This window comes from Calothrix sp. NIES-2098, from assembly GCF_963875125.1.
Taxonomy (GTDB): domain Bacteria; phylum Cyanobacteriota; class Cyanobacteriia; order Cyanobacteriales; family Nostocaceae; genus Aulosira.
Map to the genome: position 1 here is coordinate 5,492,560 of NZ_CAWNKJ010000001.1, position 25,576 is coordinate 5,518,135.

Consider the following 25,576-nt stretch of genomic DNA (forward strand, 5'->3'; position numbering starts at 1 on the left):
AAAATGCTTGCACCCCCAGATTCCCTGACCTATATTCACACTCATGACTGAACTCAAACTACGTCTACAAGAGGGAGATACTGAAACAATGATTTCAGTCGATAGAGAGATATTCACTATCGGACGTTTACCAGAATGTAACCTATATCTACCTTTTGGGGGAGTCTCCCGTAACCATGCCCAGATTGTGAAAACTGCTGATGGCGTATGGACTATTGCGGATATGGGCAGTAAGAATGGGACACAAGTTAATGAACGGATACTTACTCGTCCACAACAGTTGCATCACGGTGACATTGTTTGGTTGGGTAATGTGAGTTTACTGGTGTTGGTTGTAGATCCTGCTGCACAGCCAATGAGTAAACATGAGCCAACTCAGAATCGGGATGGGGATAATACTGAGCAAAAAACGATTCTACGCAATGTCAAGCAACTGCAACAGCAATGGATACAAGCTGATAGTAAGGATGGTGATATCAGCAATAAGGATATTACCATTGCCCGACTAAAAGACTTGGTAGATATCGCCAAAAATCTTTGTGCTGCTACATCTATAGAAGAGATTTTCTTCCAAGTGCAAGAAGTGGTTTTTCGTTATTTAGATAGCATCGATCGCTTGGCATTATTAATTGATGTTAGTGGCGGTGGGAATCTAGAATTAATGAATGCTGCTATTAGAAACGCTTCGCAACAAGAAAATCTGGCAGCTGATGGCAGTTGGATTAGTCGTAGTATTTGTCAAAAGGTATTTGACGAAAAAGTTGTGATTCAATCTGCTGATACCCATAAGGATGAACGCTTTTCTGGAGAACATAGCGTTTTGGTTAAGGGGATTCGCAGCGTGATGGCAGTGCCGTTATGGGATGAAAATAAAGTTGTTGGCGTTCTCTACGCAGATGCACATCTGTCTTCTTATCATTGGGCTAATGAAGGTGAAGAAGAACTCAGCTTTTTTTCGGCATTAGCTAACCTTGTTGCTACTAGCGTACAACGCTGGTTATTGGTAGATAGACTCAAAAACGAAGAGGTAATTCGCCACAGACTAGAACGTTACCACTCTCCGGCTGTAGTTCAGCAGTTGATATCTGTAGGTAGATTACCCGATGGACGTTTACCTCCCGCAGAAAGCGAAATTAGTATTTTGTTTGCAGATTTAGTTGGTTTTACTGCGATTTCCGAAAGAGTCACAGCAACCGCGATCGCACAATTACTCAATAATTTATTTGAAGAGATGCTGCAAGAAGTGTTTGCCTATGGTGGCACTTTAGATAAATATATTGGTGATTGTATTATGGCGTTCTTTGGCGCTCCTGAACCTCAACCCGATCATGCCGAACGCGCCATTGCGGCGGCTAAAGGGATGCTAACTCGTTTAGAACGTCTGAATCTGAATGGTTTTTGGCAAGAACCTCTACAATTACGCATTGCAATTAATAGTGGTAAAGCAGTTGTGGGAGATGTTGGTAGCTCCCAACGGGTAGAATATACGGCTTTAGGAGCTACTATTAATCTGGCTGCACGCATGGAAGCAGTTTGTCCTCCCGGTGAATGCGTAATTAGTGAAGTTACCTATAAAATGCTCAAACAACCCTCCGACTTTCAAGAGATGGGAAGTTACAGTTTCAAAGGTATTAATCGATTAATTAAGATCTATCAAACAAATATGCATCAATAAATAAGGCAGATCGCAGAGATAGAGTAGGGTAGTGAAAAGAAGCGATCGCAAAATCTCTAACTAAAAGCAAATCTATTTGGAGTACTTCTAAGTCGTGTTGAGGTACTTCTAAGTCTTGTTGAGTAGGGTGGGTAATGTCTAGGCTGTTCCTTTTGATGGAGTTTCGGCGTTTTTGGTTCACACTAGGCACTGCCCACACTACGTATTGTTATGATTTTTTTAACTACGAATTACAAATTATGACTTATTATCATGTCATCAGATTCTTCTAAGAAAACAATTTTTGCGGCGATGGCTGCTAATTTAGCGATCGCTATTACTAAATTTATTGCGGCTGCCATTACCAATAGTTCAGCGATGATCTCTGAGGGTATTCATTCCGTCGTAGATACAGGCGATCAATTGTTACTGCTGCTGGGAATTCGCATGAGCCAAAAGCCAGCAGATGAGAGCCATCCCTTTGGTTACGGACAAGAACTTTACTTTTGGACTTTAATTGTTGCTATCCTCATCTTTGCAATTGGTGGTGGGATGTCGATTTATGAAGGAATTACCCATTTAATTAAGCCCAGTCCTCTCGAAGACCCAATGTGGAATTATATTGTGCTGGGTATAGCTATAATATTTGAGGGTTCTTCATGGACTATAGCTTTAAAAGAGTTTCTACCTACTAAGGGCGATCAAACTTTTTGGCAAGCAATAAAAAATAGTAAAGACCCTACAGTATTTACAGTATTATTTGAAGATTCTGCGGCAATTTTAGGTTTGATTGTTGCTTTAGTAGGAATTTTTTTAGGACATGTGTTTAACAATGTTTATTTTGATGGCATCGCTTCAATTATTATTGGTGTTATCTTAGCTGTAGTTGCCGTACTATTAGCTACTGAAAGTAAAGGATTATTAGTTGGTGAAAGTGCTAATCCTCGCATTATAGCTGATATTCGCTCTTTATCTAAAACAGAGCCAGGAGTGCAAAATGTCATGCGCATACTCACAATGCAACTTGGCCCGCAGGAAATATTATTAAACTTAGAAATTCAGTTTGCTCGACATTTATCAGGTGAGGAAATAGCATTAACCGTGGAGAGATTGGAAACCAGAATTTGCCAAAAACATCCAGAAGTTAAACAAATTTTTATTGAAGCAAAGTCCTTAGTTGCTATTCGTAAATCTAATTAACGGTAACTTGACAGTAAAAGTTGCACCCTGTCCAATACCTGGGCTGTGGGCGTGGATTGTACCGCCATGCAGTTCTACGAGTTGACGAGCGATCGCTAGTCCTAAACCTAGTCCTTTCTTGACGCCATCAGCTTGTCGGAAGGTATCAAAAATATATGGTAATAAATCGCTATCTATGCCGCAGCCAGTATCGCTGACTATAATCTGGGCTTGATTTTCTTGAGTTTGTAGGCTAACTTCAATTCGTCCACTTTCTGGTGTAAATTTAACAGCATTAGTCAGTAAATTTAAGATTATTTGTTGTAATCTTTCTGGATCGCCTTGTACTATCGTTGGTAATGGATCGAGCAGACAATCTAGGCGAATGTCTTTGGTTTCGGATTGGCGTACAGTAGCGATCGCATTTTCAATTACCGCTTGCAGTTCTACTGGCTCTAAATTCAAGTGAATTTTACCCGCAGTAATCCGCGAAATATCCAGCAAGTCTTGCACTAATTTAGCTTGTAGAGTAGCATTGCGTTCAATGGTTTCCAGCGCTTTCATCAGCATAGCTGGACTGGGCTGGCTGCTACGAAGTAACCGCGTCCAACCGAGAATGGCGACTAGGGGGGTATTCAGTTCGTGAGAAACTGTTGATAGTACCTCATCCTTTTTGTGGTTAATTATTCTTTCTTGGTGCAGTGCTTCTGAGCGCAGGTGTGCCATTTGCAGATAGGCATTAACACGGGTGACAAGTTCGGTAGCAGAAAAGGGTTTAATTAGATAATCATCAGCCCCAGCTTGTAGTCCTTCAATTACTGATTCTTCTTCTGCACGGGCAGAAAGCAGAATAATCGGTATTTCTTTTGTCCGTGGATCGGCTCGCAAAGCTTTCAGTAACTCAAAGCCGTCTAAACCAGGCATCATCACATCAGAAAGAACTAAATCCGGCATTCGCCCATTCAACGTCGCCAGTGCAGCCGCCCCATCAGCAACCGCTTGGACTTCAACGCGATCGCTTAATATCCGCGTCAGGTAATCGCGCATATCGGCGTTGTCATCAATGATGAGAACACGGGCTGCGGATGGAAGGGACAAGGGGGACAAGGAAGAATTTGCTCCCCCCTCTCCCTTGTCCCCCTCATCTTCCCCAATCCACCTCTCCGCTTCTTGAACATAAGGCGTAGCACCTAATGCAGTTGATGATATGGTGCGTGTGGCTTGAATGGGTTCGCTTGGCAGGTGTGCTGTGCCTAATGGAATTGTGACTGTGAAGCAACTACCCACTCCTAAAGTGCTACTTACTTCTACAGTTCCACCATGCAGTTTAATTAACTCCTGCACCAAAGCAAGACCAATCCCCGAACCTTCATGAGTCCGCGCCTGTACTCCACGTACTTGGTAAAATCGCTCAAACACATGGGGCAGTTGTTCTGGCTCAATCCCCGTACCTGTATCTTCTACTTGTAGCGTTACACGATCGCCATCAGCAAGATGTAGCCTGATAGCGATTTCGCCTTCTAAAGTAAACTTAAAGGCGTTGGAGAGCAAATTTAGGACAATTTTCTCCCACATTTCCCTGTCTACGTATACAGGCGCGCTTATTGGTGGGCAATCGACAATTAGCTGTAGCCCAGCCCGTTCTATGGCGGAACGAAATACACTGGCTAACTCAGTGGTGAATCTTGCCAAGTCGGTTGGTTCATAAACTGCTTCCATCCTTCTGGCTTCAATGCGGGAGAAGTCAAGCAGGGTATTAACCAGTTTTAGCAGCCTCATGGCGTTTCGCTGGGCAAGTTCTAGGCGATCGCGTTGTTCTTGCGGCAGGGGATGGGTGCGTTCGCTCAAGGTATCTTGCAATGGAGCCAGCAGCAGTGTTAGCGGTGTGCGAAATTCGTGAGAAACGTTGCTGAAGAAGAGAGTTTTGGCGCGATCGAGTTCTGCTAGAGTTTCAGCGCGTTGGCGTTCTTGTTCGCGGGCAGCTTGTTCGTGAATCAACTGAATCCGATTTTCTTCAGCTTGCCGTTGTTCAATTATGTCGGCAGCTTGACGGGCGAGTAAATCGAGAAACCGCAACTCGCGATCGCTCAGTTGGCGATCTTCGCGCCAATGAGTTGAAACCATGCCGATAGGTTTGCCGGAACGAGAACGTAATGGGGTTGACTGGGCGCAGCGCAATCCAGCGTCTTTGTGCATTCGCTGAGAACCATCTGGGTCTTCGCTCTCAGGCACGTCAAAATTGATGAAGGTACGCTCGCCTGTTGCCAACGCGATACCGCAGGAGGTATTTGAACTTGCGTCAAGCCGATGGAAATGCTCCGCCATTGTTCGATCGATACCCTGAGTAGCCATTATCACCAGCTCTTGGGTTGTTTCATCAAGGAACTGAAATGAGCCAGCATCTGCTTGGGTCAGCGCGATCGCGGTTTTGACTATCTCTTGATAAAGTGCTTGTATATCTCCTTCACCGATCAGTCTCGTCGCGAGATTATGTAGCATCTGAGTATCTCTCAGATCTGCCTCGACGGCTGCTTCGGCGCGGGCGCGTTCCAGCCGCGTCCAGATGCGGTTGGCGAGTTCGTGGGTCAATTCGATTTCGTCGTCGCGCCAGTCATAGGGTTCGGTATGATAAATGACGAGCAGGAAGCGCCACTCGCCATCGCGCACGAGCGGTATGCTGAGGAAGGAGCGGATGTTCAGAGCCGCATACTGCTCGCCATCGACTAGGGGGTCGTCGAACACGTCGCGGATGACGACGGCTTCTCCGGCGCGGCAAAGTTGCAAAACTTCGGGTGTTACGAAGTCTTGCATACGATAAGTGCCAATAAAGCTTGGCATGTGACTGAGCTGCCAAGTGTAGTCGATGACTGCAATTTCAGCCGTCTCACTCAATTCGGCAAAGACGCAGGCCGACAAGTTGAAATATCCGCCGATTTTTTCGCCCAGCGCATTCATCGTCTCGTCAATGTTCGTTAGTCGCGCTAGGTCTTGGCTGATTTCGGCTAAAAAGGTGAGATTCGCCTCTGCGAGTTTGCGATCGCTAATGTCATAAGAAACAACAAGCACCGCATATACTTCACCGTTTGGCAACCGTAGCGGCGTTCCGCGCGAGAGGAATGAGCGATCGTGAGCGTCGTGTTCGTGTTCAAACGGCTCACCAGCCAGCGCTCTACGGTAATTCACCTCATAATTTACCGCTAATTCGGGACTCAGCGCTTCAAAAATCGTTTTGCCAACTAAATCTGCGCTTTTGAATCCGGCGGTATGAAGTGCTTCGCCTTCGGCAAGTAGATAGCGCAGATTGCGGTCAACGACAAATACAGCCCCACCTGGTAGATTCTCCATCATCGCGCGGAAGTATGCTTCCGACCCCCGCGCCAACTCCTCAGCTCGTTGGCGTTCCGCCGCCTCCGCTTCTAGTTGGGCATTCTTCGCTAGCAATTCTTGGGTTTGTCGCTGATTTAGTAGCAATGCCGCAGCCGCCAAGTCTGCCAAACTCGTCATTACTCGCACATCTTCCGAGTCAAAATGCCGCTGTTCGTCGTGCGACATAATCCAGATAGTACCCAGCGCATGGTTATCTGCAATTAGCGGTAACACTAACCCTTCAACAATGGGAGTGTTTGCTGCCTGTAAATAAGTAAAATACCGTTCTGGATAAGCATAAAGTTGCGGAGTACCCCGATCTAGGCAGACACCACAGGGGCTAAAATTGCGGGGTGTAGTACCGCCTACGTACTCTGCTAACTCTCCTGCCAACACATTCCAGCGAAAGATTTCTTCCCCTTTTGCTGTTATTTCTAGTAAACTCACCCCAACCGTTTCCGCACTGCACAATTCTAGTGCTATATCAACTAAACTCTGAAGCATGGTTTGGGGCTGATTTACCAACTGCCGCGCCAAAGCCTGCAACGCCTGATTTTCTGCGAGTAAGTTTGCCGCACGGGGATTTCGGCGGGACAACTCTTCGGTAATGATAATATCTTCCAGCGTCACTGTTTTTCTTTGAGGTCGTTGCATAGGACGCTTTGGCTCCAGCAGTTCACCAGGAAAAGGCTCTTAATTGCCATCTTACTCACTAATTATGTAGCTTGCTTCTTGCTGGAGGTGATACTAATTTTCTATGAACATGCACTGTAATATGGCAATATTGATTTACTTGCCTCATTCTTACTTAGCAGGGAATAATCGAGTTAAACAAGGCAAGCACTTTCTTTAAGAAGGTAAACACTTTGTTTAACAAACCAAATCTTTTCTTTAACAAACCAAACCCTTTGTTAAACAAACCAAACCTTTTCTTTAACAAACTAAACCTTTTGTTAAACAAACCAAACCTTTTCTTTAACAAACTAAACCCTTTGTTTAACAAACTAAACCTTTTGTTAAACAAACCAAACCCTTTCTTTAACAAGGCGAACACTTTGTTTAACAAGGTAAGCACTTTGTTTAACAAGGACAATGCTTACAAAACCTCGATATCTTTTGCCATCTTGCCCTGTCAAATTAATGGCAGCTTGATGGTAAACGTTGCGCCCCGCCCAATTCCTGCACTTGCTGCTTCAATTGTACCGCCGTGTAGTTGGATAAGTTGATGTGCGATCGCCAATCCTAACCCCAAACCCCCAGGTGAATGTCTGCTGGGAACCTCAGCTTGCGTAAAGCGATTGAAGACATGAGGAAGAAAATCAGCACTCATCCCGATACCATTGTCGCTAACCTGGATAGTCGCCCAAGCGTCAACAACATTAAGCCGCACTTCAACAAGTCCCCCTTCTGGCGTAAATTTAATGGCATTATGCAGTAATTTTGAGAAAACTTGCTGCAATCGCATTAAATCCCCGCAAACGCAAATATCTCTGGGAGTAAGCTGAGATTTGATTTGAATTGTTTTAGCCTGAGCATCGCTTAACATTGTCTGCATCACTTCACCCACCGTAGAGATGAGATTGATTGGCTGACGATCTATGCGGACTTTACCTGAGAGAATATTTGAGATATCGAGTAAATCCTCAATCAGCTTTGCCTGGTTGTTAGCATTGCGCTCAATTGTATCTAAAGCTCGTAAAGCAGTAGACCGATCTAGCCGATCTGAACGTAGTAAGCGAGTCCAGCCGAGAATAGCAACTAGAGGTGCGTGAAGTTCGTGGGTAACGGTTGCTAAAAACTCGTCTTTCAAGCGATTTGAGGATAATTCTTGACGCAGACGCACCATTTGTAAGTGAGAATCTATGCGCGCGATTAATTCTTGGGCAGAAAACGGCTTGATGAGGTAGTCGTCTGCTCCTGCTTGTAAACCCTCAATTGCTGCTTCTTCTCCTGCACGAGCCGATAGCAGGATGATGGGTAGGCCTTTGGTTTTGGGATCGGCACGCAATGCACTGAGCAATTGAAAACCGTCCATTTCTGGCATCATCACATCAGTCAACACCAAATCTGGCGGTTGCAATGAGATAGCAGCTAGTGCATCTGCGCCATTAGCAACAGCCGTTATCTGCCATTGTTCCTGTAGTAGCCTTTGGAGATAGTCGCGCATATCCGCATTATCATCTACTAACAAAATATGCCCAGCTGAGAACTCGTAGGAATTTATGGAGGCCGCCACTTCGTGGCGGCCCCAATGCCACAAATTTTCTTGTTTTTGCCATTGCTGTGCTTCTTGGAGGTAGGGAGCAGCATCAAGTAATGTTGATGGCAGTGTTCTAGTACTAATTTGCTCAGATGGCAAGTGCGACGAGCCTGTATGTAGGGTGACTGTAAATGTCGTTCCTTTACCCCAGACACTCTCTACCTTGATAGTGCCGCCATGCAAGTGAACGAGTTCTTGCACTAAAGCTAATCCAATGCCTGAGCCTTCATGGCTTCTTGCCTGTACTCCGCGTATCCGGTGAAAGCGCTCAAAAATTTTGGGTAACTCTTCGGGGGCAATGCCTGCGCCTGTATCCCTTACTTTTAGTTCTACTTTGTCATCAATTTGGTGTACAGAAACAGCAATTTCTCCGGTGAAGGTGAACTTAAAGGCATTGGAGATTAAGTTAAGAACTATCTTCTCCCACATTTCCCGATCTACATACACAAGGCTACTCAGGGGTGGGCAATCTACGATTAATTGCAGTTTTGCTGTTTCAATTGCCGAACGAAAAACTGAAGCTATCTCAACTGTAAATGCAGCTAAATCGATTGGCTCATAAACTGCCTGTATCCTACCTGCCTCAATTCGCGAGAAATCGAGCAAAGTATTTACCAGTTTCAGCAAGCGTAAGCTGTTCCGGTGGGCGAGTGCTAGTTGTTCGCGCTGCTGAGGCAAAAGCGCACCATGTTCTCCAGCTAGCAGATCTGCTAAGGGATCGATCAACAATGTTAAAGGTGTGCGAAATTCGTGGCTGATGTTGCTAAAAAAAACAGTTTTTGCGCGGTCTAGTTCTGCTAAGGCTGCACTTCGTGCCACTTCGCGAACGGCAAGTTTGCGCTCTTGTTCATAGGCTTGGGCATTAACGATCGCGATTGTCACTTGTCTTGCAACTAGTTCAAAGAAACCTTGGTAATCATCATCGAATGGTCTGTAAGGGCTAATCCCCACAACCAGAAACCCGAGGATTTCTTGTCCAGCACCGATAAGCGGCAATGCGATCGCAGTTTTTGGTGATTCAGACCACGCACCACCAGGAAGCGAACCAAATCGTTCCACTAAATTTTTAATGACTCGGCTTTCACCAGTCGCTAAAACAGAATTGAGCGACCAACAATCAGCCGATTTTGGCACGGAGGTCAGCTCAATTGCAGTCGGGCTGGCAAGCGTTCCGACGGCTAAATTTGTTGTACTGGCAAGTTGGGCAGAGCTTTCGCTCTCTAGTAGATAAATTAGCGCAAAGGGGATATCTTTAGGGTTGTTTGCCAACACCCTGGTGGCAATGTTGCAAGCTTCTTTTATAGTGTTGGCTTTTGCCGTTTCTGCGCCTAATTCACGCAGCGTCCGCAGGCGGCGCTCGTCTAATACTCGCCTAGTATCTTCAGTGCAAGCGCAAAAGACACCCCCGACTCTACCATCGTCATTGCTAATCGGACTGTAAGAAAAGGTGAAGTAGGTTTCCTCCTGATAGCCATTGCGCTCCATAATCTCAAGTAATTCTTCATTCCATGAAGGCTTTCCTCGATTTAGTACGTCTTCTGCTTGCGACCCAACCAAAGGCCAAATATCCGTCCAGATATCGCGAGCTAATTCACCCAAAGCTTGCGGGTGTCGCTTACCCAGCACAGGAATATAAGCGTCGTTGTAGAAGTTGAGTAGTTCCTGTCCCCACCAGACGAACATTGGGTAGCGGGAACCTAAGATAATCCGGATAGAGGTTTTTAAACTTTGCGGCCAGTTTTCTACCGGGCCAAGTATGCTTTTTGACCAGTCGTGCTGACGCATCAACTCGCCCATCACGCTACCGCCTGCAAACACATCTAAAGCAGAAGCGGCTTTCTTGCTTTTGGTGAAGCTATCCATGTTTCCTAGGAAAAGATACTCACTAAAGTCCGTAATTCTTCAGCTAAGAAAATTTTAGACTTTTACTTAATTGATATAAAATTCCACTTTTTCCAAAACTCAAATCCTTTTCTCCCTCTGCTTCCTCTGCTCTCATTTACTCTCGCCCAGCCAGCTGTGCAATCATGGCAATCAACTCCGTTGGTGCAGCAAGTTTATGTAAGTGGGATTGAAAACCTGCGTTGATTGCCTTTGCTCGGTCTTCTGCAAGATAAGCAGTCAAAGCAGCAGCCGGAATTTGCCATCCTTTCTCGGCTTCTAGTGCCTTAATTTTGCGAATTAAATCATAGCCATCTTCATCGGGCATCCTAATATCACTAATTATGACATCGGGGCGCGATCGCTCTAATTCTTGCAAAGCTTCTGCCACTGTGGCAACTGTTGTCACTTCTACCCCATGTTGCATGAGTACTGCGGCAATTAACTCGCGGGTATCGGCTTCATCATCTACAAATAGTACCTGTAAACCATCCAATCCATTAGGTCTGGCAACAGGTGCGATCGAGCTTGGCATCTGCTGAGAAACTGGTAATCGCTTGTACTTGGTAATATCATGCAGGCTAATATGTAACGCACCTAAAGTTCCAGAAGTTTCTCGCCCAGGTTTCACCAAAAGTAAAGCATCAAAAGCTTGACCGCCACGGGGACAGATAGTGACTTCCAATTCTTGCACAGACTGAACATTGAGCAATTCTTTCAGTTTGGCAAGAAAATATGAATGCTCGTCTTGAGATACAAAATTGATTAACGATTTACCAATGAGCAAACTGGGCAATACATTCAATAACGCCGCAGCAGTATAGTTTAGTTCGAGAATTATGCCTTCAGCATTTGTTACCAAATAAGCATTAGGTGCAAATTTGAACAGATCGTGATAAACCTTACGTTCTGCTATTATCGTCTCATATTGTTGCAGCAGTTCTTGTTCAATAACTTTAAATACTTGTAAATCAGCCTGCATTTCTTCTTTGAAGAATTCCAGGTTTTTGATAGAAGCTGTTAGCACTTCCAATGCTGCAACCCACTCTGGATGATGCATTGGTGACTCTTTTATGTATTTTTCTAATGCCTCTATATGCTGTCGAATTTTTTCAAAATTATAGTTCAATTCTTCTTGGTTCACAAATAACTCACTTGGTTACAAATTTAGGCATACTCACACACCGAAATATTTAATTATTTGGATTGATATATCTATAAATATTGCGAGATTTTTCTGAAAGCTACAGTTACAGTTATGGTTTTTTAAATAATTTTTTTAATAATTAGCAAAGCGTACTTAACCATTGTTAAGCCATTGAGATTAATAATAATTTTACTAAATTTTTAGTTCGGTATTGATTTAATGATAATCAAAACTATCTTTTAAGGAAGAGTTCGCTGCGTAAACTCTCACATAATTTAATACGGTTCAGTTAAGAGAGATTGTAGGGGCACGGCGTCCACAATTTTTTGGTGTATACAGTAATCTTATCGGTGTCGTGCCCCTACGAAATATTGCATCTCAGCCTAACTGAACTGTATTGTCACATAATTACCCTAGAACGGCTATAAAATCAGAAATGCTGGTTTTAGCTTCACATCGCTACTTCTAAAGGCTTGGTATCACAAGCTTTATCTGTAGTACCGGTTCGTTGGGATGGGATATTGTTGTTGACGTTGTTGAATTGGATAAAGTCGAGCCAAGAGCGATCGCACTTTTGAAACGAGGCGATCGCTCTTGTTGACAATTAAGATTCTATCGGCTCAATTTCCCACCATTTTTGGGCAAAAGGTTGTCGGCGCGTATTCGTACCACAATGAATTTCTCCTCTGGCGCGAAAATAAGGGTCCCAATCATCGATAAAGTGGCAAACTAAACCCAAAGGTTCTAAAAGCCCTTTCACATAGGCTTCAAATTGACATTGGTCGTTAAGTTTGGGGCCGAATGGTTTGGGAATACCCAAATGCTGGTTAAGCACAATCATATTAACCATGTTGGGGAAGAAAGTTTCTGCTCGTCCATAGCCATCATCTTGAAACAAGCCTGGTATGTCGATAATATCTTCTTCACCTAAATCTAATTGCTGTTTCAAAACCTCGCGATTCCAATTAATATGTTCTTGAAAACTTTGGTTCTCAGCAGTTAATTTTTCATTGTCGAGAATCTCTGCCACACTAATATCAGCAGGCTTGCGAGAAAGTTTTTTTCCTTGCCGCAATAATAGCCGAGAATGTCCTTCATCTCGTAAGCGTTTGAGAACGTCATAACACTTATCGGGACTTGCTAAAAGTAACTTAAATCCTTTTGGAGTCGGTGCAGGCACAAAAGTCATAAACTCATCAATGTGACCTACACTCAGCCAGTCAGAAAAAATTTCAAATGGCGCTTGAATTTTTTGACCGTAGAGAAAGTCGCGCAATACTTTTAACATTCGTCGCGGTTTATCTGGGATAATTTCTTTGCGAGTTCCGCCAAATATCAAACGACCAAAAGGATAATGAACGCCTTTAACTGTGACTGGGGGAGAAACTTCTAAATTACCAAATGAATCTAACTTTGTAGCTTGACGGCGGCTTTTGCGGGTTACATAACCAAAGTCGATTCCGAGAAGTTGACGTTTGGGAAAATCAATTAATCCGCGATCGCGTGGCGAGTCAAACACTACGTGCATGAATTGTCCTGGTGCTTGAGCATAACCAATTTCAATTTCGTCTTGCATCCAAGGATCGTCTTGATGAAACTCATAAGGAACTATATCTAGTTGGGCGTTCGCTTTACCCACAACTTTTCTCAGTTCCTCAATAAATTCGGCATTAAATCCATCAGATAAACGAGAAACATACACCGTAATCGGAGGTAAAGTATTAGGTGTCATTATCCAAGGAGCGACTCGAAAAACTACGCGATCGCTATAAACTGTTTCTCCTGCTTTGACAAGATTTAAAGTAATTTCAACTTTGCCATCAAAGTCATAATCGGGATAACTCAATGCTTCAATAGCTAAGAGAATGTCTTTGTCAGTATCTTTAATTTTGGCTTTTGTACTTCTCGGCCCAATTAACTCATAGCCATCTCGATCTAATTCGTCATAAATGCGAATTCTTTGGGCGGTACCTCGATTGACTGATAAGTAAAGTTCGTATCCAGCAGGTAAATTTCTTAAACCAACTTTACGAATCACAATAAAGCTAAAATCTTTGAGATCCAGCAGTCCTCTAATATAGTTTTCTTCGCCATCATACTGACTATCAGCATAAATAACGTCGCGATCGCTATTAACTAATAGAACTGCACCATGACCGTGAATTCCCCATTTCCACTCTCCTTTATCAGGATGATTTTCTTCAATCACTCCATCCCGATCTGCATCCACATCTAAACAAATCCGCAGACAAGTTAGATGAAAGCGAACTTGACCCAAGAGACGTCCCACATCATCTTGAAAGGTGATTTGTAAAGAACGGTCTTCTATGCGATCGCTAAAAGTTCTTGCTAGTAGAGTAACTTCGGGAATTTCTTCTAGGGGAATCAAGGTTTTGATGGCGATCGCAGATTGTGCATAAGATGAAATCTCGATTTCTCCCTGAGTTTCTAAACTCACAAATTTACTATTAGCAGGAGCGAGATTTTGTAAAGATATTTGCAATGGTTGACCGACAACTAAAACCTCTTCGTATTCCCGAATTCTTTCTCTTGAGCTTGGGCTACGGCCGTTTAAATCTTCAACTTGCAATAAAGTTCTCATAATTTTCTGATAATCTAGTAAACTTTTGTAACTACTTGATTCGTTTCTAACTGATTTTCAGAACAGCTATATCGGAAAAATTTTATACCGATGAATTGGTTTAATTCTACTAAAAAATTTACTTAAATTTTCGATATTTACGAATTAGTATGTATATAAAAAAGTTATATAAACGTGGTAAATGAATTCTTATAGATCCCCGACTTCTTGAAGATCTGGGCAGTAATTTTTTCTTAAGTAGAAACAATAAGGTAGTATCTGGGTAATCTGAAGTTTTTAGCGAACAAGGTGGATTCATGTTCCAAGACATTCTTGCTCAGATTGCTTATTCTGAATCATTTCCATACTTAGCCATAGTCGTAGGTGCAACTAGCATAGCGGGAACACTTGGGTGGCGTTGGTGGAAGCAAAAGAACGCATACAAATCGCTAGAATCGCTTCCTTCTCCTCCCAAACACTGGCTGTTAGGAAATCTGCCGCAAGTATTAGCAGCTGTGAAACAAAAAAAATATTTCCAATTAATATTTGATTGGAGCCAGCAACTAGGGCCGATGTATGTTATTTGGACTAATAGCTATCCGATTGTGGTTTTAAGTAAGCCCAAAGCGATCGAAGATACCATTATCAATGGGATGAGAGATGGTAGCTTAATTAGAAGTGAGCGATCGCGCAACGCTTGGAACGATATCACAGGCCCCATTCTTTTAGGACAAACCGGAGCTGAATGGCAATGGCGACGCAAAGTTTGGAATCCAGAATTCAGTTCCAGCAGTCTCTCTAAATATCTAGAAATTATTAGCCAAGCCTGCGAACAAGTCATTGAGACACTGAAAAAAGCTACGCCATCAAAAGTAGTTGAAGTAGATCCTCTGTTTGTAGAACTAACAATGAGGGTAATTTCCTGTTTAGTACTAGGAATTCCCGTGGATAGAAACAGTGTTAGCCAAGAAGGGCCACCTCTGGAAGTTTCCAAGGTATACGAAGCGATGTCCATTGTAACCTATCGATTCTTACGGCAAGCTACTGGCGAGAAAACATGGATGAAATATTTGCCAACTAAGAATTCGCGAGATTATTGGGCAGCAAGGCGATATTTAGAGGAATTTTTAACTCCCCGTATAGACTTAGCTTTAAAAATGAGAGAACAAAACAAAACCGATTTACCACAGGTAAGTCCATTGTTCCAAGAATCAATGTTAGTCAAAATCACTGCCAAAGAACCAAAATACAATCGAGAAGCATTAATAGCAGAATCTGTTGAACTCTTAATAGCTGGTACTGACACAACAGCCCATAGTTTATCCTTTGCACTAGGGTCGTTGGCATTCAATCAAAGGGTTTTTCAGCAAGCACGGGACATTGTTGACCAAGCTTGGGAAAATCAAGGTGGTATTAATATAGAAAGTCTCAAAGAATTAGCTTATATTCGCGCAATTTTTAAGGAAACTTTGCGCCTTTATCCAGTCACTACAGGCTCGACTTCATTGCAAACTCAACGCGAAACTGTTATCGAAGGTAAGGTAATTTCTCCGGGTACAAGGATATTCTGGTCAATACTTGCAGCTGGAAGAGATCCAGAAGTCTATGCTAATCCCGAAGAATTTCTGCCAGAACGTTGGTTAGATAAGAGTAAGGAAACAACTTCACTGCCAATAATAGGCTTTGGCTCAGGCCCGCATCGCTGCTTGGGAGAGCATCTATCAATGCTGGAAGCGACAGTGATGCTAGCATTATTGCTCCGCCACTTTGATTGGGAGTTAGTCAACGGTCGTTCTTCTCTAGAAGATTTACAGCAGAACTTGTTAATTTATCCTGCCGATAAAATGCCAGTGCGCTTTCGGTTGAGAAATTTGAGTTAGTTAATTAAGAACTTTCAAGAAATAAATAATCCTGCTTCAAGTTGTTGACTGTCAAACCTAAACAGTCAGATATGCAATATTGTGCCTGTATATTTGCAGAATATAGCTAGTCAAAGCAGATAGGTTCTTAAGGCCAGTCGTAGCAACTTATTAGTAGGAGAACATACTTTATGCAAATAATATGTCTTTTACACAAAAGTTTGCAGAACAGCCTGACTAACAACTATATGACCTTGAGTTTGTTGTCCATAATCCCTATAGTTACTTGGTCAAACAATGCAAATGGCTCAAGTTGAGAGTAGGTCTATTAACGCTGGTCGCTGAAAACAGTATTGTTCTAAAAATTTTGCAATTTAATGAGAAGCTCATGACTGAATACGATTATATTGTCATTGGTGCAGGCTCGGCGGGTTGTGTTCTTGCCAACCGTCTTACAGAAGACAGTAAAACTACTGTGTTATTACTCGAAGCAGGCAATCCGGCTAATAAACCAGAGCATCAAGCTCCTCTAGACTGGATAAAACTCTGGGGTACTGAAGTAGACTGGGCATATTTTACGGAAGAAGAACCCTACCTAAATAACCGCAAAATCTATTGTCCGCGCGGGAAAGCCTTAGGTGGCAGCAGTTCCATCAACGCCATGATTTATATTCGCGGTAGTCGGCATGATTATGACCATTGGCAAAAATTAGGCAATCCTGGTTGGAGTTACCAAGATGTGTTCCCATACTTCAAGAAATCGGAAAACCAGCAGCATGGTGCATCCGAATTTCATGGGGCTGATGGATTATTGAGTGTCACAGATCCCTTAGCACCTGCTGTAACATCACATCGATTTGTAGAAGGCGCAGCTGCACTAGGGTATGGGCGCAATCCTGATTTTAATGGTGCACAACAGGAAGGTGCTGGACTTTATCAGTTAACTATCAAAGATGGTAAGCGGCACAGCACGGCAGCAGCATTTTTAGTACCAATTTTGGATCGCCCTAACTTAACTGTAACTACTAGTGCATTAGTCACTCGGTTATTGTTTGAAGGAACGCGCACCATTGGAGTGGAATATCTGCACGGAGGAACGATACACCAAACCTTTGTAAATCAGGAAGTAATTCTTTCTGCTGGTGCGTTCGATTCTCCCAAGTTGCTGATGCTCTCCGGAATTGGTAATGCTGAACATCTCAAAACTTTAAACATTCCTGTAGTTGCTGATTTGCCTGGTGTCGGTCAAAACCTCCAAGATCACTTTAGTGTCATAGTTGCATACCAAGCAACTCAGGATTTGCAACCTGCTCCAACTAGTAATATCGGGGAAGCTGGATTGTTCTTACATACTGAAGGTCGTTTAGATACTGCGCCAGATTTGCAGTTTTTCTGTGGCCCTGTTTTGTGGGCACCTCCTGCATACGCCCGCGAAGGTTCAGGATTCGCAGCTTCAGTCTGTGTAACTAATCCCGAAAGTCGTGGTCATCTCACCCTGCGTTCCGCTTCCCCCCAAGACGCACCCCTAATCCGAATGAATTATCTCCAGGGTGAATCCGATTTACAAAAGTTGGTTGCAGGAATCAAAATTACTCGCCAGATATTCCACTCAAATGCATTTGATGACTTCCGAGGTGAAGAAGCTGCTCCCGGTGCTGATGTAAGTAGTAATGAAGCACTACAAGCTTACGTCCGGGAAACTTGCGAAACTTTATACCACCCTGTTGGCACTTGCAAAATGGGAACAGATGCCAATTCAGTGGTAGACGCCGAACTGCGGGTACATGGTGTTCAAGGTTTGCGCGTTGTAGATGCATCAATTATGCCAACCATCACAACGGGAAATACCAACGCACCCACAATTATGATTGGCGAAAAGGCGGCTGATTTGATTAAAGCTGCAAGGCTGATTTCACAGCCAGAACTAGAGTTAGGGAAAGTTTAGTATTGAACAAACTTTGTTTTCCCTGACAGCTAAAATTCACAGTACTTATTCAGCATCAGGGAAAATATTGAATCTTGCGAGAATAGAAGTCTGATATTAATTTTATTAATGTGCTTCGCTTGATTGACAAATTTGTTTGCACAATATATTTAAAAGATAACTTAAGGTGCTATGACCAAAATTTGTGTTATTAATATTTTTCTTATACTGCTGACTCCGCAGAATACAGAATATAAAACTTCATGCAAAATAATGTTATAAATGCTAGTCTTTCTACTCAAAACTTAACCTTTCGTCCTAGCGGAACCCCAGCTTTATTTGAAGTCATTGTCAACAATGACAGCGATCGCTTTGCCAATTTTCAAATAGAAATTACTGCTGCGGGAGAAACTCGCAATCCTGAATATCGCTGGTATAAGCTGGAACCAGAGGTAGCAGCCGCCAAGCCACCGGGTAGTAGCACAACTTTTCAGGTCTTCGTTTTTAATACACCGATTCCTGGTTTTGTCGGTACAGTCAACCTCACTGTGAAAATTTTCTCACCGCAGTTAGGGCAAGAACGCAGACTGTTACTGCGGTTAAAAATCGAAGCAGATACTCAACCAGCACTTTTAAGCGTGGAGTTGCCTGTACGAGAGTTTCAAGTATATCCTCGTAATACTGTAGATATACCAGTACGAGTCCGAAATTTGGGTCAACAAACTGTAAATGTGACGCTGCGATTTACGGGTGTGGATTCTGCTTGGCTGGTTAGCAGTGCAGAACGACGGTTTTCTCTCGATCCTGGCGGTCAAACAGAAGCAATTTTTCAATGTCAACCTTTATCTGTAATCCAAGCACCTAGCGACATCTATCCATTTATCATTGAAGCGATCGCTAGTAGCGGTTATCCGGCTAGCACTGAAGGAAATCTAGAAGTTTTACCTGTAGGTTTTGTTGAATTTACTACAACTCAAAATTCTCAAATCATTCCGCAAAAACGTAGTTGGCTACCAAATTGGAAAGCTGATACTGCATCTTTTGAATTGCTATTTAGAAATGCTAGCAACCTAGTTCAAGAAATTAATGTCAAACTTCAAGGACGCGATTGGCGAAGATGTACTTTCAAAACTGTACCAACAACAGCCAATCTAAATTTAGGTGAAACAACTAAACTGATTTTAGATATTAAAACCAAACGCCCTTGGTTAGGTATAGGCAAGACTTTATTTTTAGAAGCTAAATCGGAATTATCAGACCAACGTTTGGGGAGTACAGACCCTGCAACCCAGAATTTAGAATTAAAAGTTTTACCGATTTTACCGCTATGGTTACAGTTGGTTATTTTAATTTTAATACTTGCATTGCTAGCATTATTATTAAGACCAGAGCCAATAATGCATACTCGCTCTGTGAACTCAGTCGGCTTTAGCGGTACGAGTTTGTCTGTGGTCAGTGGTTCCGATGATTGCACGTTAAGACTGTGGAATATTAATGGCGATCGCTTAGAACCTGCAAGCATTACCTATGATGGTCAGCCTGTGGCTTGTGGTAGACAGCACAAGCCTCAAGGTTTATTAGCAATTACCGATGATGCTGTAGAAGTAGCGCGCTTTATACCTTTAGAAAACGATCGCGTGGCGGTTGGTTTAGATAATGGTGTCATAGAACTTAGAGATGTTCCCACAGGTCGAAAACGAAACGAACTGCAAGACCAACAAGACCCCAAAGCTAAAGGTGATAGAGTTTTTGACTTAGTATTTACAAAAAATTCCCTTGATTTATTTAGCGGTTATGGTAGTGGTAAGGTAAGACTATGGTCAAGACCATCTACCAACGATGATTTCCAGCCAGAACCAAAAGTAATTGACTTGCAAACTCAACAACAGTTATCGGGGTTTCAAGTTAGGGCTTTAACTCTTAGTCCAGACGATCGAATTTTGGTAATGGCGGGTAATTTTAAGCGTTTCTTATTGTGGCAATGGAATCAATCTCAAATTAAGATTCAAATTAAAGGTTTAGCCGTTCAAAAATTAGAAAAGTTAGACCCAAGAACCGGACGCGAAGACTATATTTGGGGATTAGCCTTTGTACCTAATTCTTCCGAAAAAATCCTCGCAACTTCTGACTCGGCGGGATATATTACGATTTGGAATTTAAATCGATGTCAAACTCTGCCAAATCCTCAAAATCAAATAGCTGAATTAAATTGTCCCACATTAGATCGCTGGTCGGCATCAAAAATGTCAGTGCGGAGTTTGGCATTTAATGAAGATGGTCGCCTGCTAGTAAGTAGTGGCGATGATGGGCGCGTTATGATGTGGTATTTAACTCCAGAACATAAGCTCGATAAAATCAAAGCAGCCACAGGTGAAATAATTTACCAAAGTACCAAGAAAATTAACACTATTGATTTAAAAACAATTAATCAAAGAAATGCGATTGTGAGTGGTGGCGAAGATTTTCGGGTAAAACTAGATTCACAGCCTATTAAATAAGGGAGTTGGTAATATGCAAGCTAAACCCAGTCCCCTGGAAGTATTTATTACCCCACCTGGTATTCAAGATGCTATGCCAGGAGATACAATTGAACTTCATGCTGTCGTCATCAATAAAGGCGATCGCAATGCGATTATTGATTTATATTTAAACTTTGACGAACCATTTAAAAACGTCACGGGATTATCTATTATACCTAGAGAAAGTTGTGCGATCGCGCCTCAACAAAGTAGTGACGAAGTAACATTTACCTTTGAAATTCCTATTGAGGCTAACCCTGGAACCTACGACTATACTTTAGTTGTAGACGCGCCTCAACATTATCCCCAAGATACGCCGATTAATTTCCCTCGCCAACTGAAGATTGTACCCAAAGAACATACAGCCATTCGGGCGAATGATTCGACTTTTTCTATTAAACCCAGCAGTAACACTAATAAGCCTCTAATTTGCAAACTCCACGAACCTTTGCTATTAGAGGTGACAGTTGAAAATCGCTCTCAATATGTAGACCGTTTTCGTTTAAATTGCCTCGATTTAGATGATAATTGGTTTACAATTACCTATCCCGCAACGGGAGTAGAAGGTACTGGGTTATTATCTGATATTAATGATTTAGCACTTAACCCTGGTGAGTCAGGTAAAATCTCCTTAAAATTTCATCCGCCAGCCGATACCTTGGCGGGAAGCTATTCTCCAACTCTGCGTTTGTATTCAGAGAAATTTCCCGATTTAGTCTTGTTAGATTTGGTGTATCTCCAAATTCCCACAAATTATGACCTAGATATACAACTAAATACTATTTTGGGACAAGTTAGCCGAATTCCTGGTAGGTATGAATTATCCCTGGTTAACCAAGGTAATATTATCCGCGAACTGATATTTGGTGTGGAAAGTCGAGATGAAGAAAGACTATTTACCTATAAATTAGACCCAGCAGAAGTCAGATTATTACCTACCAAAAGTTCTGAAGTTAATCTCACATTAAAACCTAGACCTTGGTGGCGCAGACCCTGGTTTGGTGCAGGACACACGATCAACTTTCAAGTCAATATTTACGATAAACACGATCTATTTATTCCTGATACATTACCACGGGGTACTTTAGTCTGGAAACCCCGCCCTTTGTGGCAATTTATCTTATTAATCTTACTAATTTTAGGATTATTGGGCGGAATAGGATTCCTGATTTGGCAACTCTTAAATCCCCCACAGTTGAAAATAGAAAATTTCAGCGCTAATAGCCCTCAACTTACCGAAGGTGAGGATGAGGTAGCTTTGAGGTGGGATGTGCGTAATTATAAACAGTTAGAAAATTTAATTCTCATCATTAAAGGGCCGCAACCAATTAAACCGATTATCTACGATTTTCGTAATGGTATTCCTGAATCATTAGTTAGCCGAAATGTTAATGAAATATCACCTTGTATAGTACAAAGACGAATAGATTTGATTTGCAACAATGTTAAACCTGGTATCAACACCAAAGGTAATTACAGTTTCGAGTTACAAGGCTTATATCATAAAGGTAATGCATTCTTTTCTGAAACGGCAAAAACAGATAATCAAACAACCCAAGTAGTAATAAATGATAAACCAATAGCAGAAATTGTTAATTTTAATGCCAGTAAACCCCAATATAAATTCGGAGAAAATATTTTAGTTAATTGGACAATTGCCAATCCTCTATTACTAAAAGAAGCTCAGATTAGTAGTATAACAGATGAGGGCACATCAACTGGAAATCCAATAGTTTTTAAATTTACTCAAGGTAATATTGATAACTCTAAACTCAAGAAGTATTGCCAAGAAGTTAATCGCCAATTGCAATGTACCAATATACCTATACCACCATTAAAAGCTGGTAAGTTTGCCTTAGAATTGAAAGCTTTGGCAAATAATGGTAGTGAAAAAATTAGTGCTAAAAAAGCTGAAAGTAAAATTGAAGTTTTACCTAAACCAATTAAGATTATTTCTTTCACTATCAATGGAAGCGAACAACCAAATCAAGCACTCAAAGAAGGCGAAACAGCTACTTTATCTTGGAGAGTAGAGGGAGAAGATATTCAAGTGAAGCTGCTACCATACGGTAACGATCTTAAACCAGTAGGTTCGCTGCAACTTCCCGTAATTTCAGAATTTCCACCCCAAATTGCACTGCAAGTAATTGATAAATCTGGTAAGCAACAACCCCAGCAAAGAGGATTTGCGATCGCAGTTATCAAAAAAGTTGTACCTACCCCTACACCACCTGCAATTACCCCAGTTCCTTCAGCTAGCCCAGTTCAACCAGGTTTTTGATGTAACAGAAAATCAGCAATATCTCTTCTCTGCCTTTTCAAAATCTGGTTTCCTCACTTTGAGATCGCCTTGAAACTTGAGTATTTAGTAGTACTAGATACCTCATTTCCCGCAAGTGCATCAGTAAAGCGTGTATTTTTTTGCCAGGAAACGTTGCTTTATGAATCTTATGAAGAATTTATAAAGGGCAATCTCATAACTTTACAATTAATCTGCATAATTCTTTTTGAACTTGCTGTATATAAAGTATTAATTGAAACAATTTGAGTTTTTAAGATGATGTATGTACCATTGGCTGTCCAAGCGCAAGTTCATCCCAGCAAACAAAGTGATGTCGCAACAAATGCCCTGACAGGTTGTATGATAATTTCAATACCTATAGTTCTAGTACTAATAATTACTGGCTATGGCAGGTGTAAATCTCAAATTCGTCGGCGACGAATTGCACATATAGAAAAGATGTGGCGTTTAAACGCTCCCGAAAAAACTCCCTAATAATTACCGAAATTCAAAAATTGCAGTGTCAAAATCAATGATATAACAATCCTAAATGATACGTGAAAATGAATTAAAGCTGTAATGCTTATAACATAAAGATTTTTATTTCAATATTTTCTCACGAATTATTTCGGATTGTAATAGCAGCATGATTGATTAATAAGATATTTCAGATATTTTATTAATATATCAAGTCTAAATATTGATTTTATATTGGCACTGCGATCGCATTGATTAGTTAATATTGCAATTACTTATAATTTTTTAGTTTTAACAAACATCAGATATTGATATTAGCTCGTGACGACCTAGGAGGCAGACCGATTCTGCCTTTTTTGTTGAGCATAGTTGAAAAGTGAGATGCGCAGCTATTACTCAAGGTGGATTAATAAGTAGGGGTGAAATGAATAAGATTAATTTGATACTCTGCCTAAAAGCGAGGAAAACTTGCAATGAAGGGATTAAAGGGAAAAAATGCACTGATTACCGGAGCTAGTTCGGGAATTGGACAAGCGATCGCAATTCGGCTGGCACAAGAAGGTTGCAATATTGCCATCAACTACAGCAAAAGTCCAGAAGGTGCTGAGGAAACAGAAGAATTAGCAATGCAAACTGCTTGCGGACAAGTCGAAGAATGCGGTGTCAAATCCCTACTCATTAAAGGTGATGTTTCCCAAGAAGCAGAGATTATTAATATGGTGAATACAGTTGTCGAGAAATTTGGCAGCTTAGATATTCTGATCAACAATGCGGGAATTCAGAAAGAATGCCCATCCCATGAAATCCCTACCAAAGATTTTGATAACATCTTATCTATAAATCTGCGCGGTGCTTTCTTGTGCGCGCGGGAGACAATTAAGCATTTTCTCTCGCAAAAACGCCCTGGCATTATTATTAATATTTCTAGCGTTCACGAAATTATTCCTCGACCTTTGTACCTCAGCTATTCGATTAGCAAAGGTGGAATGGAAAATCTGACGAAAACACTAGCCCTAGAGTATGCCAAACAAGGAATTCGCGTCAATGCGATCGCGCCGGGAGCCACAATTACACCAATCAATAAAGCGTGGACAGACGACCCAGAAAAAAAGGCGATCGTTGAAAGTCATATTCCAATGGGTCGCGCCGGAACTTCAGAAGAAATGGCAGCAGCCGTCGCATTTCTCGCCTCTGACGAAGCCGCCTACATCACCGGACAAACTCTATTTATTGATGGCGGACTCACGCTGTATGCAGACTTCCGAGAAGCTTGGTCAGCCTAAATTTGTCGCTAAGGATTTCTGCGATCGTTGACCACAAAGACACAGAGACACAAAGTATTTTAAGAGAGGATGCAACTTAGTACAACATAAATTAACCAACTCTCTTAGCCAAACTCTGTGTTCCTCTGCGTTGAAAAACTCTTCTAAAAGTCCCAAAAATTAATGAACCTTGCACAGTCCTCACCGAAAAATATTCTCGAACTCAGAGCGCGTCTAGGAGAAGGGCCTTGTTGGCACCAAGATGAGCAACTGCTGTATTGGGTTGATATTTACAATCATCGCGTTCACCAGTTTAATCCAACTACTACTGCGCATAAAATTTTTGATGTGGGTGAAGTTGTAGGTTGTATTGCACCAGCCGGAACTAACCGACTAATTATGGCTCAACGCCGCCGCCTAGCTTTTTTGGATACCAGTAACGGTAAAGTTACGCCGATTCTGACATTAGAAGATATTGAGCCTGATATCCGCCTCAACGATGGTAAGTGTGACGCAGTAGGGCGTTTTTGGTTCGGCTCAATGAGTACTAGCGGGACAAATGGTTGTCTTTACCGTTACGATCCTAATGGTTCGTTACACGTACTAGAAACTGGACTGACAATATCTAATGGGTTGGGGTGGAGTCCAGACAATCGCACTTTTTATTTGACTGACTCGCCCCTTAAAACTATCTATGCTTTTGATTTCGATGCTGAAAGTGGTAGTATTAGCAATCGTCGAGTCTTCATTGATTTAAGCGCTGAATCCTTCTATCCCGATGGTTTGGCAATAGATCGGGAAGGTTGTATTTGGTCAGCTATGTGGGATGGTTGGTGTATTATCCGCTTTGATCCTGCTGGTAAAGAGATGATGCGAGTGATGATGCCGGTTCAGCGTCCAACTGCCTGCACTTTTGGCAATGCAGATTTGATGACGCTTTACATTACCACAGCATCAGTCGGGTTAAGCGAGGCAGAAATTCAAAACAGCTTCTATTCTGGCGATTTATTTAGCTTAACAACTCCTATCTCTGGCTTGCCCACGCATCCTTTTAAAGGATGAGAATACGAGTAATTTTTCATGCCCTTAGGGGTATAAATTCACGAATCAAACTAGGATAGCTATATGCCGATCGATAAGTACTTTGAGTTACTGTGATTTCTCACAACTCAACTGAGATTGCTAT

General features: G+C 42.1%; 15 protein-coding genes. 9 read left to right on the forward strand and 6 right to left on the reverse strand.

Annotation, left to right across the window (positions count from 1 at the left end):
- The first annotated feature begins 43 nt into the window (after positions 1 to 43).
- Positions 44 to 1,675, forward strand: a complete 1,632-nt coding sequence (locus AACU33_RS23105) for an adenylate/guanylate cyclase domain-containing protein (protein ID WP_096590918.1) — start codon at positions 44 to 46, stop codon at positions 1,673 to 1,675.
- On the opposite strand, the gene AACU33_RS23110 is transcribed toward AACU33_RS23105, so the two are convergent.
- Positions 1,644 to 1,856 (reverse strand): hypothetical protein, encoded by a 213-nt coding sequence (locus AACU33_RS23110; RefSeq protein ID WP_339376230.1) that lies wholly within the window; start codon positions 1,854 to 1,856, stop codon positions 1,644 to 1,646. The genes AACU33_RS23105 and AACU33_RS23110 overlap by 32 nt on opposite strands.
- Positions 1,857 to 1,927: 71 nt before the next feature.
- Between AACU33_RS23110 and AACU33_RS23115 the strand changes: the two genes are divergently transcribed.
- Positions 1,928 to 2,854: a cation diffusion facilitator family transporter gene (locus AACU33_RS23115; RefSeq protein WP_096590920.1), complete on the forward strand. Its 927-nt coding sequence runs from the start codon at positions 1,928 to 1,930 to the stop codon at positions 2,852 to 2,854.
- Here the strand turns inward: AACU33_RS23115 and AACU33_RS23120 are convergent.
- From AACU33_RS23120 to AACU33_RS23140, 5 genes are all read right to left on the reverse strand, one after another.
- Positions 2,828 to 6,853, reverse strand: coding sequence for an ATP-binding protein (locus tag AACU33_RS23120; RefSeq protein WP_096590922.1), 4,026 nt, complete (start codon positions 6,851 to 6,853; stop codon positions 2,828 to 2,830). The two genes, AACU33_RS23115 and AACU33_RS23120, sit on opposite strands and share 27 nt — an antisense overlap.
- Before the next feature lie 478 nt (positions 6,854 to 7,331).
- Positions 7,332 to 10,322 carry an ATP-binding protein gene (locus AACU33_RS23125; RefSeq protein ID WP_096590926.1) on the reverse strand — a complete coding sequence of 997 codons (2,991 nt, stop codon included), beginning with the start codon at positions 10,320 to 10,322 and terminating at the stop codon, positions 7,332 to 7,334.
- Positions 10,323 to 10,458: 136 nt separating this feature from the next.
- Complete coding sequence (locus AACU33_RS23130; protein ID WP_339376231.1) at positions 10,459 to 11,484, reverse strand: response regulator; 1,026 nt, start codon at positions 11,482 to 11,484, stop codon at positions 10,459 to 10,461.
- 454 nt (positions 11,485 to 11,938) lie between these two features.
- Positions 11,939 to 12,091, reverse strand: a complete 153-nt coding sequence (locus AACU33_RS23135) for a hypothetical protein (RefSeq protein ID WP_339376232.1) — start codon at positions 12,089 to 12,091, stop codon at positions 11,939 to 11,941.
- Positions 12,092 to 14,089, reverse strand: a complete 1,998-nt coding sequence (locus AACU33_RS23140) for a protein-arginine deiminase family protein (protein ID WP_096590928.1) — start codon at positions 14,087 to 14,089, stop codon at positions 12,092 to 12,094.
- Between the two features lie 296 nt (positions 14,090 to 14,385).
- Between AACU33_RS23140 and AACU33_RS23145 the strand changes: the two genes are divergently transcribed.
- From AACU33_RS23145 to AACU33_RS23175, 7 genes are all read left to right on the forward strand, one after another.
- A complete protein-coding gene (locus AACU33_RS23145) occupies positions 14,386 to 15,948 on the forward strand; it encodes a cytochrome P450 (protein ID WP_096590930.1) in 1,563 nt (520 codons plus the stop codon).
- 367 nt (positions 15,949 to 16,315) lie between these two features.
- Complete coding sequence (locus AACU33_RS23150) at positions 16,316 to 17,872, forward strand: GMC family oxidoreductase (RefSeq protein WP_096590932.1); 1,557 nt, start codon at positions 16,316 to 16,318, stop codon at positions 17,870 to 17,872.
- Between the two features lie 242 nt (positions 17,873 to 18,114).
- Positions 18,115 to 20,349 (forward strand): hypothetical protein, encoded by a 2,235-nt coding sequence (locus tag AACU33_RS23155; RefSeq protein WP_096590934.1) that lies wholly within the window; start codon positions 18,115 to 18,117, stop codon positions 20,347 to 20,349.
- A gap of 13 nt (positions 20,350 to 20,362) precedes the next feature.
- A complete protein-coding gene (locus AACU33_RS23160) occupies positions 20,363 to 22,651 on the forward strand; it encodes a COG1470 family protein (RefSeq protein ID WP_096590936.1) in 2,289 nt (762 codons plus the stop codon).
- A gap of 276 nt (positions 22,652 to 22,927) precedes the next feature.
- A complete protein-coding gene (locus AACU33_RS23165) occupies positions 22,928 to 23,146 on the forward strand; it encodes a hypothetical protein (protein WP_339376233.1) in 219 nt (72 codons plus the stop codon).
- 455 nt (positions 23,147 to 23,601) lie between these two features.
- Positions 23,602 to 24,411 (forward strand): SDR family oxidoreductase, encoded by an 810-nt coding sequence (locus tag AACU33_RS23170; protein ID WP_096590940.1) that lies wholly within the window; start codon positions 23,602 to 23,604, stop codon positions 24,409 to 24,411.
- 162 nt (positions 24,412 to 24,573) lie between these two features.
- The gene (locus AACU33_RS23175; RefSeq protein WP_096590942.1) at positions 24,574 to 25,452 is read left to right on the forward strand and encodes an SMP-30/gluconolactonase/LRE family protein; all 879 of its coding nucleotides are present in this window, start codon (positions 24,574 to 24,576) and stop codon (positions 25,450 to 25,452) included.
- Positions 25,453 to 25,576: the final 124 nt, after the last annotated feature.